The organism is Psychrosphaera aquimarina (assembly GCF_032461525.1).
In the GTDB taxonomy this organism is placed as follows: Bacteria; Pseudomonadota; Gammaproteobacteria; order Enterobacterales; family Alteromonadaceae; genus Psychrosphaera; species Psychrosphaera aquimarina.
In genome coordinates this window covers 332857-348412 of record NZ_JAWCUA010000003.1, presented here as the reverse complement: position 1 = coordinate 348412, position 15556 = coordinate 332857, and the positions used below count along the sequence as shown (strand labels likewise).

Here is a 15556-nt window from a genome sequence, read left to right as displayed (position 1 = left end):
GGAAGGTTATTCCCCTGCTTTTCTTATTTTTGCTGTATTTTATTGATGATCTTTGTGGTCGAACAACCATCAACAAATTCAATGACAGCGACTTGTCCACCTTGAGCTTGCACAAAGTCAGCGCCTACTATTGTTTCGGGTGTATAGTCACCACCTTTGACCAACACATCTGGGTTAACTTGTTTAATGATGTTAAAAGGGGTGTCGTCATATTCATTGCCATTTAGCTCACCAAATGGGATCACCCAATCTACACTGGCTAATCCTGATATAACAGTCGCTCTTTCTTTTAATGGATTAACCGGGCGTGTAGGGCCTTTTAAGCGAGTTATAGATTCATCATTATTGAGACCAACCACTAAGCGGTCACCTAATGCTTTAGCTTGCTCTAAATAATGTACATGACCGGCGTGTAAAATATCGAAACAGCCATTAGTAAACACTATTTTCTCGCCACTTTGACGGGCAAACTCAATATGTTTTAACACTTCATCGAATGGCGTCTGATAGTGTGCTTGTTTAGAAGCAAACATATTTTTATTAACGACCCCATACAACTCTTCAGGAGAAACCGTAGCCGCACCTAATTTAGCAACGACCACACCCGCCGCTAAGTTTGCTACTTTAGCCGCGTCTGCTAACTCTAATCCTGCCGCCATCATCATAGCTAACGTGGCAATCACAGTATCACCCGCACCGGTAACGTCTGACACTTCCAATACTTGTGCTGGCATATCTACTTTTTCAGTACGTGTTATCGCTGACATACCTTGTTCACTACGAGTTAACAAAATTGATTCAATATTGCAGTTCGTCATCACATCTTGTGCTGACTGCCATATCACCTCTTCGTTATGAACTAGACCACCAGCGGCAATAAACTCGTCTTTGTTTGGAGTGATCACTGTTGCGCCCGCGTAATCAGATAAGTCTTTTGATTTAGGATCGATTAATACTGTCTTGCCTGCAGCTCGGGCCGTACTGATCATCTCTTTTATACACGCTAATGATCCTTTGGCGTAATCAGAAAATAAGATGAAATCAAAGTTATCCAATTCTTGTTCAAATTTTTGCTGCAACGACTTTGCGTGAGCAATTGCAAACTGTTCTTCAAAGTCTAAGCGTACAACTTGTTGTTGGCGGCTAATGACACGCAGTTTAGTGATGGTTGGTTGTTCGGTTTGTCGAATTAATGCGGAATTTATGTTTTCATCTGTTAATAATTGCTCTAAACGGTCGCCGTTTTCATCATCGCCAATAATACCTAATAAGGTAACTTGCCCATCTAAACGAGCTATATTTAAAGCTACGTTGGCCGCGCCACCCACTTTGTCGTCTAGACCACTAATTTTAACAACAGGAACAGGGGCTTCGGGTGAAATGCGTTTAGAGTCACCAGTCCAGTATCGGTCTAACATTACGTCGCCAACGACTAAAATTTTTACATCAGAAAGGTGGTTAAAAATAGATAAATCAAACATAGATAAATTCACTAAAAGCTAGATAGGGTAAGCATACATTAAATATTAATTGTCGAACAGATGGGACCGCGTTGTCTCAGGTGGCAATTGCCCTATTTGCAACAACGCTAGAGGTTATTCTTCCGTGGCGTTAGCCGATTGAATTCGGTCTAAACGTTCTTGCTCTTCTTCAAATGCAGCGGATATTTCTTGTAAAACAGAATCCACATCGGCAGCACCAGAAGTATCGATATATTCGCCAGTGAGTGGGGTATCTGGTAATAAATCCCCCGCTTCATACAATGCCCACATTTCTAATGCAAAACGTGTTTTGCTTAGGCTGGGTTCATACTGTGCATAATAATTAGTGACGTTCTCTACATCACGAATTAACATTTTTTTGGCGTTATTATTTGCTGCGGCATCAACCGCTTGCGGCAAATCAATAATCACTGGACCGTGTTTATCAACCAAAATATTAAACTCGGATAAATCTCCATGCACAATACCAGCACATAACATACGCTGAACATGGATCATTAATTCGGTGTGTTGTTTAAGCGCTTCTTCGCCAGACATAGTGATATCGTTTAAACGAGGTGCAACATCGCCATCGGCATCAACCACCAACTCCATTAATAACACACCGTCGTAACAACCATATGGTTTTGGAACACGAACACCAGCGTCAGCTAATTTAAATAAAGCATCCACTTCCGCATTGTGCCAAGACTCTTCTTGTTGGCTACGACCAAACTTAGATCCTTTCTCCATCGCACGAGAACGACGACTATTTCGACCTTTACGGCCTTCTTGATATTGGGCCGCTTTTTTAAAACTACGCTTGTTGGCTTCTTTATAAACTTTGGCACATTGAATATGATCGCCCGTGCTTACCATATAAACAGTAGCTTCTTTGCCACTCATTAATTGGCTGATCACTTCATCAACCAAACCATCTTCGACTAAAGGCTGTAGACGCTGAGGGATCTTCATAATGAGCTGCCTGAAATTACGCTAAAAATTGAGTTCAATTATTGAGTTACCAGTTCGTCAATAGCTTCACATAACCAGTGACCGATAAACATATGAGCTTCTTGGATACGTGCGGTAATATTATTCTCGATTATAATCGGTAACTTGGCTATGTCTTTCACTTGACCACCATCACGACCCGTAAGAGCAACGGTATATGCACCAATGTCATTAGCCGCTTCAAGCGCTAAGTTTATATTGGCACTCGTACCAGAAGTTGTTAAACCAATAACCACATCTTCAGGTTTAACTAACGCTTCTACTTGGCGAGCAAAAACAGTATCAAAATGGTAGTCATTAGCGTGAGCCGTAAGGATAGATGTATCTGTTGTTAATGCCATAGAAGCTAATGCACGACGTTCCTTTTTGAAACGAACAACAAATTCAGCGGCTAAATGTTGGCTGTCTGCGGCGCTGCCACCGTTACCAAAAAATACGATTTTTCCGCCTTTTCCTAATGCATCAAAACATTCAATAGCTAAGGTTTCTGCAACAGGAAGGTATTTTTCCATTGCATTAAACAATTCTAAATGTTGTTTAAGGTTGTCTGCGTAACATTGTTTTAAATCAAACATGGAAACTCCTATTCATCAACCGCTTTGCCTTCAGCAAGGGCACGATACTGGGCTGAGATATCATTAATGGTATCTTTGTAATCTGCGGTTACATAAGGTTTAAATAACAAAATAACTTTTAATAGACCGTTGTATATCAATTCATCGGTCACATCAGCATTGTCTGAACTTGTTTTACAATAACTAATCCAGAAAGTAACTTGCTGTTTAATAATATTTGCCAAATCATCAATATCGTTTGTATCCATATTGATCACTTCTGCCACTTGTAAACTGACGATTAAATGATGAATTTTTTCCATCATTTTATTGTGAATTTGACCAAATTGAGTTCTTAATTCAGGGTCGCGAGCCATGATAACTGGCAGGTTGTCGTATAAAAAATTGAAGTGATATAACGCACTAAATACAGCATCTAGATAATTAGTTAATATTTTAACCGCATCTTGACTTGGTTTTACCGGCTCAAAAGAAACCGCCATATGGTCAGCGTATTTGGTAAATATATGACGAATAATTTCTTCTTTGTTTCGGAAATGGTAATACAAATTACCAGGACTGATATTTAAGTGTGAAGCGATGTGATTGGTAGTGACATTACGTTCACCTTGGCTATTAAATAGCTCTATGCTTGCTTCTATAATTCTATCTTTAGTTTTCATTTTTTTAACTCTGTTACTAGTACAGGAAATACTTGATCATCAAGTTCCATTTAGTGATACCGCATTGAATCAATACCAGCCCGTCACTAAGCTTTTTATTTGGGTTAACACAGCATTGTGTATGTTTAGTGAATTTAGATCAATAGCTCTATTAATATTCTTTTAATCAAAACCCGATGGTTTGTATGGAATTAATAACGAATAAAAAATAACTAATATTAATCAACGATTAAGCCCATTAAATAAAGGCTCATGGTCATTTTAACTGCGGTTTATCATTCGGTTTATTTAACCAAAAACACTGCATGTCTATGGGGGATAATCTGATTGTGTAATTCCATATCACAAATTAAACTATACATGTTATTGTTCCTCATCCTAAATTTGTTACCAATCACGGGGTGATTAGTAATCAATTTAACCTCAAATTCAGCAATGTTAAGAGCAAATATAATGGTAAAAGCGATTTATCCCGGTACTTTTGATCCCATTACCAATGGGCATATCGATTTAGTTAAACGGTCGGCTAAATTATTTGAACATGTGGTATTAGCGATTGCGACTAGTTCTCGTAAAAAACCATTATTTGATTTACAAGAAAGAGTTGAAATGGCTAAAGCCTCATTAATCGATGTACCTAATGTAACCGTGGAAGGGTTCACTGGACTACTTGCCGATTATGCCAAAGAAAAAGACGCAAAAGTTTTGATACGAGGCGTGCGTGCGGTTGCAGATTTTGAGTACGAATATCAACTTGCCAGTGTAAACCGTACCTTATATTCAGAATTAGAGAGTGTATTATTAACACCAAGTCACGAACATGCCCATATTTCATCGACCATCGTCAGAGATGTTGCCGCGCATCATGGTGATGTATCCTTGTTTGTACCGCCATTAGTGGCCGATGCATTAGTGCAAAAATTTAACAAATAACGTCATGCTTAAGTAAAAATCAACACAGTTGTTAACAAGGTCATTTCCAATGAGTAAAACGCAATTCACTACTAATATTGTCCATGCAGATCGTAAACTTAACCCTGACAGCGGCGCAGTGCATTATCCCGTCGTTAATTCCGTATTATTTGGTTATGAAAACCCACAAGATTTAGTGGATATATTCCAAGGTAAACAAGCTGGCCACGCATATGCACGCCAATCTACACCTACCACCGATGCATTACAGTCAATGGTTAACGATATGGAAAATGGAGTAGGGTGTTTAGTATTTGCTTCTGGCATGTCGGCCATCACAACCACCTTTTTCACTTTGTTAAACGCAGGGGACCACATTATTGCGAGCCAATTCTTATTTGGTAATACCCCAAGTGTATTAGGCACATTAAAACGTTTTGGTGTTGAAGTTACTCAAGTAGATGTGACCAATGCTCAATTGGTGCAGAGTGCTATTCAACCCAATACCAAAATGGTATTTACGGAAACAATTGCAAACCCGGTTACTCAAATTGCAGACTTAGATGGCATTGGTCAGTTATGCCAACAACACAACTTAGTGTATATCGTTGATAATACCATGACGCCTAGTTATCTATTTAAGGCTAAAGAGGTAGGCGCTAGTTTAATTACGACATCGTTAACGAAATATGTCGGTGGTCACGGTACAGTGACCGCGGGCGCTGTTATCGACACAGGCAACTACGACTGGACTAACTTTGACAACATATTAGATAGTTTTAGGCAGCAGCCAGCTCACGCTCAAGCTTTAACTCAAATTAAGAAAAAAGGGTTACGGGATTTAGGAGGATGTTTGTCTTCTGACTCAGCTCATTTAATTGCGCTTGGCGCCGAAACTATGTCATTACGCTTAGAAAGAGCCTGCGATAATGCCATGCAGTTAGCTCAATATTTAAATGATCATGACAAAATAGCCAAGGTCTATTATCCAGGATTAGAGTCTCACCCTCAGCACCTTGATGCAAAAAAGTACTTTAAGACATTTGGCGCTATCATTAGCTTTGACCCAATAGCAGGGATTGATCCTGTAAAACTCCTCACTGAATTAAACTTAGTCATTTCAGCCACCCATTTAGGTGACAATCGAACGTTAGCTTTACCTGTAGCGCAAACTATCTTTTATGAAATGGGATTAGAAAATCGTCAAAAAGCGGGGATCAGTGAAAACATGATCCGTATGTCTGTTGGGATTGAAGATATAGGTGATCTGCTCTCAGATTTTGAACAAGCATTAATGAGTTGTTAATTTTATGAAAACTTACCAAAGGATTAGGGTAACTGCCGTTTTATTACTCGGGCTTATATTAAATGTGAATGCTGAGCCTTTATGGAGTAATAAACAGTCAGGAGGAGATGATTGGCTGTTAGGTACGATTCATTTAGGTGATGACAGTTTATCCACACTTCCTAGCAGTATTAAAATGGCAATTGATAGTGTTGATATCGTCATAATTGAAACTGATTTGTCGCGGGTCTCTCCGTCCGATCAACAAAGAATATTAATGCAATACGCATCATTACCAGCGGAGGTCACGTTAAAACAGACTTTGTCAGAACCAGTTTATAAACAAGCGCAACAATACTTTGCTAACTATGGTGTCAATATAGAGCAGTTTTCCCACTTTAAACCATGGTTAGTAGCATTGTCTATGGTTCAAATGTCATATGCAAAATTAGGATTGAATGCTGAAAATGGTATTGATAACCAAGTTCAAAAGTATGCCTTACAGCAAGGTAAAAAAGTAGTTGGTTTAGAGACCTACCATCAACAAATTAATTTTTTCAATCAAATAATAGAGCAGTTTCCAGAAGTAACCAATGACGATTTAATTCTAGATACGTTATCGGAAATCAAACACTTTAGTGACTTACCACAAGTCATGATTACAGCTTGGCATAACGGTGATATGCAAGTATTTGAAAAAATTTATAGAGACACGTTAGGGACCAGTAAGTTTGACGCTGCAGCTGAGCAAATATTACTCATTAACCGTAACCATAATTGGGTCTCTGAATTAGAACCTGTGTTAAATCAACAAAAAGTTCTCGTCGCAGTTGGAACTTTACATTTTGTCGGTGACAAGGGTTTGCCTTTGTTATTAAAAGATAAATTTGAACTAACGGCTCCGAATGGCTATTAGGGTTAACCGCGATTGACTAAGATTAACAATAAAAATGGGCATATAAATGCCCATTTTTGACTGTTTATACGTCAATAAAACAATTAGTCAAAGTTCCAAAATGCGGTAACACTTGCATTCCAATATTGGATTTCATTTTCTGGGATGATCGCAGATCGATTTCTTTGCAATTCATCACTGAAACCAATATCGACAGCGACTTCGTCTCTTTGTCTAAAATAGTAATCCATTTTAGCAACAACACCAAAGCTTTTAGTAAAGCGCCAACCCGCGCCTATGTAAGATTTAATGTTAAAGCCAGAAAAACTATCCGAGAATGACAAGGTTGGATTAGATGTATTTACAACATCATAATAGGCCGGTAAACCAACAATCACACCACCTAACCAACGTAAACCGAGATCTCTTGTGGCAAACCTAGAATCATAAATATAACCTGCCTGCAACACCACGGACGTAAAGGTTTCGGTAAAATTCACGATGCTTTGTGCTGGATTTACACCATAGGTGGCAATTAACTCATCTAGTTCTAAGGTACCATTTTCATTAACGTCTACCGCACCAGAACCGGCTATATCAAAACTACCAATAGAAGGCGTTAAGTGTGCACGGTTGAAATCATCTAAAGAACTGCCGTTATCAAAGCTATTTCTATCCATTAAGGTGCGAGTATAACTACCACCAGCAATAATTTGATGTCCTGGAGCTATTAGATAACCTAGAAAAATATCAAGCTCATTATGGGTAGAAGATGTCGCGTTTTTTTGGTAAATCCCATCAACGCTATTGGTGATATTACCATTGGTAACGGAGCCATTGGCTGTCCAATATTCATCCGTAGTGGATGAAGATAACGTACTGACCGTATTAATATAAAAACCAGCATGTTTATTAATTGGTGTATAGCCCCCAGAATAGTTAAATATATTAGTGGTAGTAGGCGTGGTTTCAAACTGTAATCCGCTGGACAGAGTGCCACTCTCTTTATATGACAATTCACCAATACCAAAACCTATATATGAATAAGCTCTGTTATTCACTTCTGAATGAGCTAAAAATGAACCAACTCCCAGTCCAAGTATCAATAACTTTTTGAACATATATATTTCCTTCATTAAAAAGGCTACCAAAAGGTAGCCTTGTTCTGTTCATTTGTGCTTAAAAGCCTAAGTTTTTATGTAATGCGTTAGGGATGCCATTAACTTCAAAACTTTCACATTGCGCTGCCGTAGTCGGAATATTAGCCGACTCAAGCAACCCAAAGTCTCTTGTGTTTGTTGCATCTTCTACTGCCACATCAGAGAACCATATTTCTGATTTTCCATCGTTAACAAAACGTAAGTGTCCATACTTAATATCAGGATCTGGCCCAGTGCCACTGCCTAATCCTAAATACGAATCTTGCTCTGCAACTGGAATTATAGCCTGTTTGGAAGCTTTAATTGTAAAGCTAACTAAGTCTTGATTTACTTGGACTATGCCGCGTGAGTTAAGCTCTTGCCATGTCCCTTTTAATAACACCGATGTAATATCATCATCATTATTGTTGGCGTTATATGCGTAACAAACCGACACATCACCCTCTGTGCTACTAGTATCATCACCACCAAAGAAGAACATGACTCGACCACGTTCACCATCTTCAGACTTACCAGACATGGACAATACTCGTTGAGCCCATATACCAGGTTCACCCGCTTGTGGAGCTTCTGCTAGAGTTGAGTTTGCTACTGAGTCCGTTACTGAGTTACCGTTTGTCAAATCATCAGACAGTTGCTTAACATCAATCGTTTGATTGTTACTTCCAACAGTTTTAATCGCATCAATAAACTCAGGTGATTGAACTTGGGTAGCTACATTATTAACTGTATTTAAGGCTGTATTTTCCGAATCGCCAGTATCAGTAGATAACTGTTCAGAGACTTCTCTGACTGTGGTTGTTAACGTTTGTGTACTTATTAAACCAGCATTAAAATCTTCAACAGTATTAACGTTACGTAATCTATTGTTGAATAAAGTATCCAGACTTGAAGTAACAGAACGATATCGTTCAATTGTTCGATTAAGAGGAATTTCTATAGGGATTATTGGATAGTATAAACGAATAGGTTGAAGAGATCTCTCTAATACAAATTGGTAATCAGATAATGATATATTATATATGCTAACGCGATTAGACTTTGAGTTGCTAAGATTAGATACATCACTTTCTTCATAAGTTGCAATGTATTCATTTAATGCATCTGACACTAAACCTGACAATGACCCGATACCAGTATTTCCATCTATATCCGTTGTTAAATCAACCCCTTGGTTATCCAAATAACCTTCAAGCATACTAGTAATAGTATCAACGGTTTTCTGATATTGAACCGCAGAGGCAAAAGTATTGATATTGGTTAATGTCTGTTGTGATGCTGCGCCTTTAAGACGCGTATGAGATTTTGCACTTGCTGTTGATTCGTCATCTACTTCTTCAGTAAAGTCGGTAAAATCTAATTTTAATAAATCTTCTACATTAAATTCATCAACATCAGTAATGCCTATTTTGGTCAATAGTTCTGCTTTTTCGGCATCTGTTAAGCTTCCAACAAGTGTGGTTAATGGTGAAATAACAGGCAAAAATCCGGGTTTACTGTCACTGCTTGTGGTAATTTCTAATACTTGTTGTTCCACTTCTTTGGCATCATTTGTGTTGCCTTGCAACTTCATTACACCATAAAACGGTTCGCCTGTTGATAAATCAACACCGCCCGCGATTCGAATAATAAAGTCACCTTCAACCATGCCCGTTTTCAAACAGTACTGATGGTTTACATCCTCACAATAATCGGTATTGGTGAGTGGGCTATAACTAAAATACCCATTTTGGTCGGTATAGGCGTATGGTTCATGCGTATCGATAATGCCATCATCATCGGTATCAATCCATACGAATCCCCGAGCAATTCGGCCGTCAATAACTAAACCGGTGAAACTTGTTGCATCTTCTTGCTGTGTATCTTGGGTTGTGTTGTCGCTACAACCTGCTGCACCAAGCAACAATAAACTTATGCTGCTTGCTAATAATGTTTTAATAAATTTCATTTTCGACTCCTAATTAAAATGAGGTTTCAATACCAAGTGATAAATATAAGCTACGTGGTGCATCAGTATCGCCCACACTTTCTAAACCGTAAGAAACATCAAAATTAATTCCTTTTAAGAAAGTAGCGCCAACACTTGCATAACTTAGCTCAGAGCCAACCATGTTTTTGCGGTAACCGCCACGTAAACCTGAAATCAACCACCAATCAGGATGTATTTGAGCTGATACGCTACTCCATTGATATAAATCTCCCAACGCATCATTGACTGAGTTAACATCATACGATGCCGACACATTCCAACTTTTATTTTCGCTAAACAACGACGCTTCTACTGTAGTTTGTTGCGATAACGTATGGGTTTCATCTTTATTAATTAAACCTTGGCTAGCAAAACTAGCAGCAGCAAAGCAGTTAATTTGCTCAACTTCATGAGCGGCATCACTCGGTATTGCAGAACAATTGGTACCCACAGATTTATAATCAAAGGTCGGTTCATTAACATTATCAACAGAAACACCCAGTTGATAATGTGTCGCGGTCCAGATGAAACCTAAGTCAAAACTTGCTGCGGTTGTTGTATTTTGGTTGTCTTCAACTTCACCTTGAATGGCGTCATCCACTTCATCACCACTAAGAGCGGAAAGTGCTAAAACACTTTTACCTAGTGTTATTTGATGAAAGTTAGCACGTGCTCCTGCTAAAAAAGTACCAGCATCACTTGAATAAAATTCATTACTGTAACCAATTGACGCTTTTACATCTAAAAAGTTTTTCACATAAATGGAAGTCGCGGTATTTAATTGAAACTCTGCGGTTAATGGGTTTAAGATTAACGATGCGTTATCACTTAGTACTTGACCCGACCCCATAGTGGAAACATCAGCAGAGAAAGTAAAAGCGCCGTAATTATCCGTTTTATATATGAATGGTAATAGTGGTATATTACCGCCTGCCATTATTTTTAAAGACGCATTTTCGCCTAATTCAGCAAGTAATTCATTAAAATCATCTTGTAAATCAAGCGCATCGCTTAAGTTATCTTCAATTGAATCTAATTTATCATCCAACTCTTCAATTTTGTCTTGGATTTCATCAACGGCACCCAATTCATAACCACCTGACAAGCTTGTTAAAATCCCGAAACGCGTTTTATCGCCTTTCCCAACCATCATAAATGCGGCTGCAGGATTGTTATTGGATGAGGATAATGACCAAACATTAGTAGCGGAACCTAATGTAGTTGAGGATCCAAGCGGCTGAGATACTGAATCCGCAGCATTGGCACTTGAGGAAATGATAGCCGCTAAAATGGCAAGGCGTAGTTTCATTTAAAGCTCCTTTTTAACTAAATGATAGCTAGTTTAATAATTTTAAGACAGATCATATAAGTCTAAATATTTAGTTGATTGTTAGGTACAAACAATTAACAGAAAAGTGTGACTAATATATTATATTACATAATATAATACTTATTATTATATTGAGCTATGTTTTATAAGCTTATTTTTTATTCTATAAATGAAAAAATTTAATTTTTCCTGTTAGTGAAACGTATATTTATCAATAATATAAACTAATTCTTTGATATCAGTTTCATCATTGCTGTATTGAAGTGGCCCATCCAAATTGGACAGAACAAACCGTCAGCTTCAGCATTAAGTTGTAACACGGCACGCCTGATAGGGCGCTTAACATGTGTGCTTTGCGCGCGTTCATGCGTTAACGCTTCAAAGCTATCCACGATCGCCAATAATTTAGCGCCATCACAAATCTCTTCATCTTTAAGCCCTAATGGATAACCCGAGCCATTACAACGTTCATGATGTTGCATCACTATTTTAAGGGCGTATTGCCATCTAGACAGATTTTTAAGTAGTTGTGTACTGCCATAAACATGATCGTTAATCACCATCTTTTCTTGAGTGGTGAGTCCATCAGGTTTGTGTAATAGCTCATGATTTACGAAAGCCATTCCAAAATCATGTACGTAACAAGCTGCAATAAGTTGCTCCTCAGGAATTGTATTCCCTGCAACTTCATTAATGTATTGGCACATTTTTGCTATACGTACGCCTTTGCCCGCCCAATATCGTGAACGACGTTCAATAGGTTGCATCACTTCTCTGAAAAAAGTTAAGTCATCCTTTAATTCAACATCAAAACGTTTGGCGACTTCAGGTAACTCTTGAGGTTCTTTGTCCTCGTCATCTACCTCTAAAGTTGGGTCTAATAATAGTACGGCTTTGGTTAATAACTTCTCATGTAGTTGTGGATTGTCTGGATTTACTTTTGCAACCTGAGCTCCAAGGTTTATATAAAGTACTTCGTCATATTCAACTTTGCCTTGGTTAATCACTGTCTCAACAAAAACCTTAACCCTATCCATGGTTAATAACACTAAATCACTCATTATACTGGTGTAAGTAACTTTCCCTTTTCTTAAAAAATCTAAAAGGTCTTCGACGTGAGATACAAGGGGGATAATCGGACTAAACATCACCAAACCTAAATCACCCTTGATTGTGTGAATGGCGCGGAATAATGAACGTTGTAATTCTATATCATTAGGTTTTAATTCTAACTCAATTAAGGTGGTTTCACTTTCTTCATAGAGTTGATTAATCTCATCCATTAGATCATTTAACATATCCATTTCTAAATCAGGAAGTGTGAATATCGCCATTATTGTCATGCCCTGTATCGTAATTGTATTTCACTAATACTAGAGCATGTAATTGATCTCTGCTTAAATTTATCAACAAATATTGCGTAAAATCATGAAGTTGCTTTTTAATATTTTTTAAGTCATTTACGACTGATTTGCCGATAATATAAAGGCAGACACGATTGGAGCTGTTTTCTTACTGCTTTGACAACAAATACCTAAATTAAAAGGTTCAGGGTTTATGTTTGGTCTGAGTTCGAAAATTTTACTTTTCACTGGGCTAGCATCAATCACTAATTGTGGTGCTATAGTGATACCACACCCCAAGGCTGCCATACTCACTAATGCTTCATGACCAGAAACGCTGGCGTAAATATTGGGTTTAATGGACATGGCTTTTAGCCACTTTTCAAACTTATAACGTATCGGGCCCGACTCTGGCATTACTATAGGTAATTCATTCCAGTTAACTTCTGGATTCTGACATAATAAAGCAAGCTCACTATTATCATTTGGCCCTATTATTTTTAATGGCACTTCAGCAATAGATTGGAAAAAATATTTACTTGAATGACCATCTTTTAACACAGCAATCGCAATATCCGCTTCACCACTATCAATTTCAGCAAGCGCTTTAGCGGCATCACCTGTGGTTATTTTAAGGTCAACGAATGGATGTGAGATTGAAAATGTTTCAATTAAAGAAGGCAGAAACTCATAAGCGGCCGTAACGGTACAAAATATTCGTAAGCTTCCCGTTAATTGTTCACTTTTTTGTTTTAAGCTTTGTTGCAAGTTATGCCATTCAGTAATAGTAGAAGCCGCAAATTCTCGAGTCTTCACTCCTGCCTGTGTAAGCTCCACCTTTCTATTATCTCTAATAAACAAAGGTTCACCGATCTCAACTTCTAATCGTTGTACTAAACGACTGAGTGTCGATGGGCTTAAATACATAGCTTCAGCAGTGGTTGCAAAGTGTTTACTTTGACATAAGTGTAAAAAGGCTTTGAGTTCTTTTAAATCCATGGCTAACGGAAATCCCTAACGTTTCATATTTCATTAATCGCAATGCTAGATTGAGTATATATCAATTTACGCAATTATTGATAACACATATAGTCCAGTCAACAGAAAAAACTATTGCGAATAGCGCAAATATTAAGGAATACCCATGGCTAATTATTTCAATACATTACCTTTACGTGAGCAACTAGCTCAATTAGGCGTTTGTCGTTTTATGGAGCGCAATGAATTTGACGCAGGATGTGATGCCCTCAAAGGTAAAAAAATTGTCATTGTTGGTTGTGGCGCACAAGGTTTAAACCAAGGTTTAAACATGCGTGATTCGGGTTTAGACGTTTCTTACGCATTACGCCAAGCTGCAATTGACGAAAAACGTGATTCATTTGTGCGTGCATCAGAAAATGGATTTGTTGTTGGTACGTATGAACAATTAATCCCTTCTGCAGATTTAGTTTATAACTTAACGCCAGACAAACAACATTCAGCCGTTGTTGATGCCGTCATGCCATTAATGAAAAAAGGGGCAACACTAGGTTACTCACACGGTTTTAATATCGTTGAAGAAGGCAAAGAAATCCGTGAAGACATCACCGTTGTGATGTGTGCACCAAAATGCCCAGGTACAGAAGTACGCGAAGAGTACAAACGTGGCTTTGGTGTGCCAACACTAATTGCAGTTCATGCGGCTAATGATCCTGAAGATAAAGGTTGGGATATCGCTAAAGCATTAGCGTCTGCAACTGGTGGTGATAGAGCCGGTGTACTTGAGTCTTCTTTTGTTGCTGAAGTTAAATCTGACCTTATGGGTGAGCAAACCATTTTATGTGGTATGCAACAAGCAGCAGCTGTCGTTGCTTATGAAAAAATGGTTGCAGAAGGTATTGACGAAGGTTATGCCGCTAACTTAATTCAATACGGTCTAGAAGTTATCACTGAAGCGATGAAAGTAGGTGGTGTTAGCCACATGTTAGATCGTTTATCAAACCAAGCTAAAGTAAAAGCGTTTGGTCTTTCAGAAGAGCTTAAAGAGTTAATGCGTCCCTTATTTGAAAAACATCAAGATGACATAATCAGTGGCGAATTCTCTAGAACCATGATGGCGGATTGGAACAACAACGACGCGAACTTATTAAAATGGCGTGAAGAAACGGGACAGACTGCATTTGAGCAATCACCTCAGGTTCCTAACACCATCACAGAACAAGAGTTCTTCGACAAAGGTATTTTCTTAGTTGCATGTATCAGAGCCGGTGTTGAACTAGCGTTTGAAGTAATGGTTGAAGCGGGAATATTACCAGAATCTGCTTACTACGAGTCGTTACATGAAACGCCGTTAATCTCTAATACAATTGCACGTAAACGTTTATACGAAATGAACGTGGTTATTTCAGATACCGCTGAGTACGGTAACTACTTATTTGCTAATGCTGCTATTCCGTTATTACGTGAAAAAGTAATGCCAAGTATAGGTACTGATTTAATTGGTAAAGGCATCACTGATATCGATAATGCAGTTGATAACAAACTGTTAGTACAAATAAATGACGCTTTAAGAAACCATCCAGTAGAATGGACGGGTCAAGAACTGCGTGGTTACATGACTGACATGAAGAAAATTCAAACAGTTTAATAACTGAATAAATTTGGTTATAACCAAATGGACTAAGTGTTATTTAGCTTATTGATTGACTTGAAAAGGCACAGCAAGTATTAATAAATAACACTTTCTTCATTGTTCAGTATTGATGAACGACGAAGTAACAAACTAATAAATATTGGTATTATGAATTTAAACAAAGCTCTTCTAATTATTAACGTCGTCGTGATTATTTCACGTCGGGGTTTTTGTTGAGCTAAATTCATAATGTTCAAAACCCCGGATACCAAGTTCGGGGTTTTTTGTTACTACGCCTGAACTTATAACCGGGTTAGAC

13 protein-coding genes are annotated in these 15556 nt (G+C 38.1%); 4 read left to right on the top strand and 9 right to left on the bottom strand.

The window, feature by feature from the left end; genetic code table 11:
* Positions 1-23: 23 nt before the first annotated feature.
* From hldE to RT723_RS04760, 4 genes are all read right to left on the bottom strand, one after another.
* Positions 24-1481: a bifunctional D-glycero-beta-D-manno-heptose-7-phosphate kinase/D-glycero-beta-D-manno-heptose 1-phosphate adenylyltransferase HldE gene (gene hldE, locus RT723_RS04775; RefSeq protein ID WP_315946071.1), complete on the bottom strand. Its 1458-nt coding sequence runs from the start codon at positions 1479-1481 to the stop codon at positions 24-26.
* 114 nt (positions 1482-1595) lie between these two features.
* Positions 1596-2456, bottom strand: coding sequence for a PA4780 family RIO1-like protein kinase (locus RT723_RS04770; RefSeq protein ID WP_216055329.1), 861 nt, complete (start codon positions 2454-2456; stop codon positions 1596-1598).
* A gap of 38 nt (positions 2457-2494) precedes the next feature.
* Positions 2495-3070, bottom strand: coding sequence for a D-sedoheptulose-7-phosphate isomerase (locus tag RT723_RS04765; protein WP_216055330.1), 576 nt, complete (start codon positions 3068-3070; stop codon positions 2495-2497).
* Positions 3071-3078: 8 nt separating this feature from the next.
* On the bottom strand, positions 3079-3732 hold the full coding sequence (locus RT723_RS04760; protein WP_315946070.1) for a TetR/AcrR family transcriptional regulator: 654 nt from the start codon (positions 3730-3732) through the stop codon (positions 3079-3081).
* A 450-nt stretch (positions 3733-4182) separates the two neighbouring features.
* Here RT723_RS04760 and coaD point away from each other — a divergent pair, with 450 nt between their 5' ends.
* From coaD to RT723_RS04745, 3 genes are read left to right on the top strand one after another with little or no spacing between them, the layout of a single operon-like run.
* Positions 4183-4665 (top strand): pantetheine-phosphate adenylyltransferase, encoded by a 483-nt coding sequence (gene coaD / locus RT723_RS04755; RefSeq protein WP_216055458.1) that lies wholly within the window; start codon positions 4183-4185, stop codon positions 4663-4665.
* Between the two features lie 49 nt (positions 4666-4714).
* The gene (locus RT723_RS04750) at positions 4715-5950 is read left to right on the top strand and encodes a cystathionine gamma-synthase family protein (RefSeq protein ID WP_315946069.1); all 1236 of its coding nucleotides are present in this window, start codon (positions 4715-4717) and stop codon (positions 5948-5950) included.
* A gap of 4 nt (positions 5951-5954) precedes the next feature.
* A complete protein-coding gene (locus RT723_RS04745) occupies positions 5955-6845 on the top strand; it encodes a TraB/GumN family protein (protein ID WP_315946068.1) in 891 nt (296 codons plus the stop codon).
* Between the two features lie 83 nt (positions 6846-6928).
* Here RT723_RS04745 and RT723_RS04740 read toward each other — a convergent pair whose 3' ends face one another.
* From RT723_RS04740 to ilvY, 5 genes are all read right to left on the bottom strand, one after another.
* Positions 6929-7945, bottom strand: a complete 1017-nt coding sequence (locus RT723_RS04740; protein WP_315946067.1) for a hypothetical protein — start codon at positions 7943-7945, stop codon at positions 6929-6931.
* A gap of 58 nt (positions 7946-8003) precedes the next feature.
* The gene (locus RT723_RS04735) at positions 8004-9932 is read right to left on the bottom strand and encodes a hypothetical protein (RefSeq protein WP_315946066.1); all 1929 of its coding nucleotides are present in this window, start codon (positions 9930-9932) and stop codon (positions 8004-8006) included.
* Between the two features lie 13 nt (positions 9933-9945).
* Positions 9946-11262: a conjugal transfer protein TraF gene (gene traF / locus RT723_RS04730; RefSeq protein ID WP_216055336.1), complete on the bottom strand. Its 1317-nt coding sequence runs from the start codon at positions 11260-11262 to the stop codon at positions 9946-9948.
* A 245-nt stretch (positions 11263-11507) separates the two neighbouring features.
* On the bottom strand, positions 11508-12617 hold the full coding sequence (locus RT723_RS04725; protein WP_315946065.1) for an HD domain-containing phosphohydrolase: 1110 nt from the start codon (positions 12615-12617) through the stop codon (positions 11508-11510).
* 126 nt (positions 12618-12743) lie between these two features.
* Positions 12744-13625, bottom strand: coding sequence for an HTH-type transcriptional activator IlvY (ilvY, locus tag RT723_RS04720; protein WP_315946064.1), 882 nt, complete (start codon positions 13623-13625; stop codon positions 12744-12746).
* Between the two features lie 145 nt (positions 13626-13770).
* On the opposite strand from ilvY, the gene ilvC reads away from it, so the two are divergent.
* A complete protein-coding gene (gene ilvC, locus RT723_RS04715; protein WP_315946063.1) occupies positions 13771-15252 on the top strand; it encodes a ketol-acid reductoisomerase in 1482 nt (493 codons plus the stop codon).
* The last annotated feature ends 304 nt before the right edge of the window (positions 15253-15556 follow it).

What these genes read in the sequence shown, in the direction of transcription:
- hldE (WP_315946071.1), bottom strand. Translation starts at nt 1,481, where the DNA reads ATGTTTGATTTATCTATTTTTAACCACCTTTCTGATGTAAAAATTTTA.
- RT723_RS04770 (WP_216055329.1), bottom strand. Translation starts at nt 2,456, where the DNA reads ATGAAGATCCCTCAGCGTCTACAGCCTTTAGTCGAAGATGGTTTGGTT.
- RT723_RS04765 (WP_216055330.1), bottom strand. Translation starts at nt 3,070, where the DNA reads ATGTTTGATTTAAAACAATGTTACGCAGACAACCTTAAACAACATTTA.
- RT723_RS04760 (WP_315946070.1), bottom strand. Translation starts at nt 3,732, where the DNA reads ATGAAAACTAAAGATAGAATTATAGAAGCAAGCATAGAGCTATTTAAT.
- RT723_RS04750 (WP_315946069.1), top strand. Translation starts at nt 4,715, where the DNA reads ATGAGTAAAACGCAATTCACTACTAATATTGTCCATGCAGATCGTAAA.
- RT723_RS04745 (WP_315946068.1), top strand. Translation starts at nt 5,955, where the DNA reads ATGAAAACTTACCAAAGGATTAGGGTAACTGCCGTTTTATTACTCGGG.
- RT723_RS04740 (WP_315946067.1), bottom strand. Translation starts at nt 7,945, where the DNA reads ATGTTCAAAAAGTTATTGATACTTGGACTGGGAGTTGGTTCATTTTTA.
- RT723_RS04735 (WP_315946066.1), bottom strand. Translation starts at nt 9,932, where the DNA reads ATGAAATTTATTAAAACATTATTAGCAAGCAGCATAAGTTTATTGTTG.
- traF (WP_216055336.1), bottom strand. Translation starts at nt 11,262, where the DNA reads ATGAAACTACGCCTTGCCATTTTAGCGGCTATCATTTCCTCAAGTGCC.
- RT723_RS04725 (WP_315946065.1), bottom strand. Translation starts at nt 12,617, where the DNA reads ATGGCGATATTCACACTTCCTGATTTAGAAATGGATATGTTAAATGAT.
- ilvY (WP_315946064.1), bottom strand. Translation starts at nt 13,625, where the DNA reads ATGGATTTAAAAGAACTCAAAGCCTTTTTACACTTATGTCAAAGTAAA.
- ilvC (WP_315946063.1), top strand. Translation starts at nt 13,771, where the DNA reads ATGGCTAATTATTTCAATACATTACCTTTACGTGAGCAACTAGCTCAA.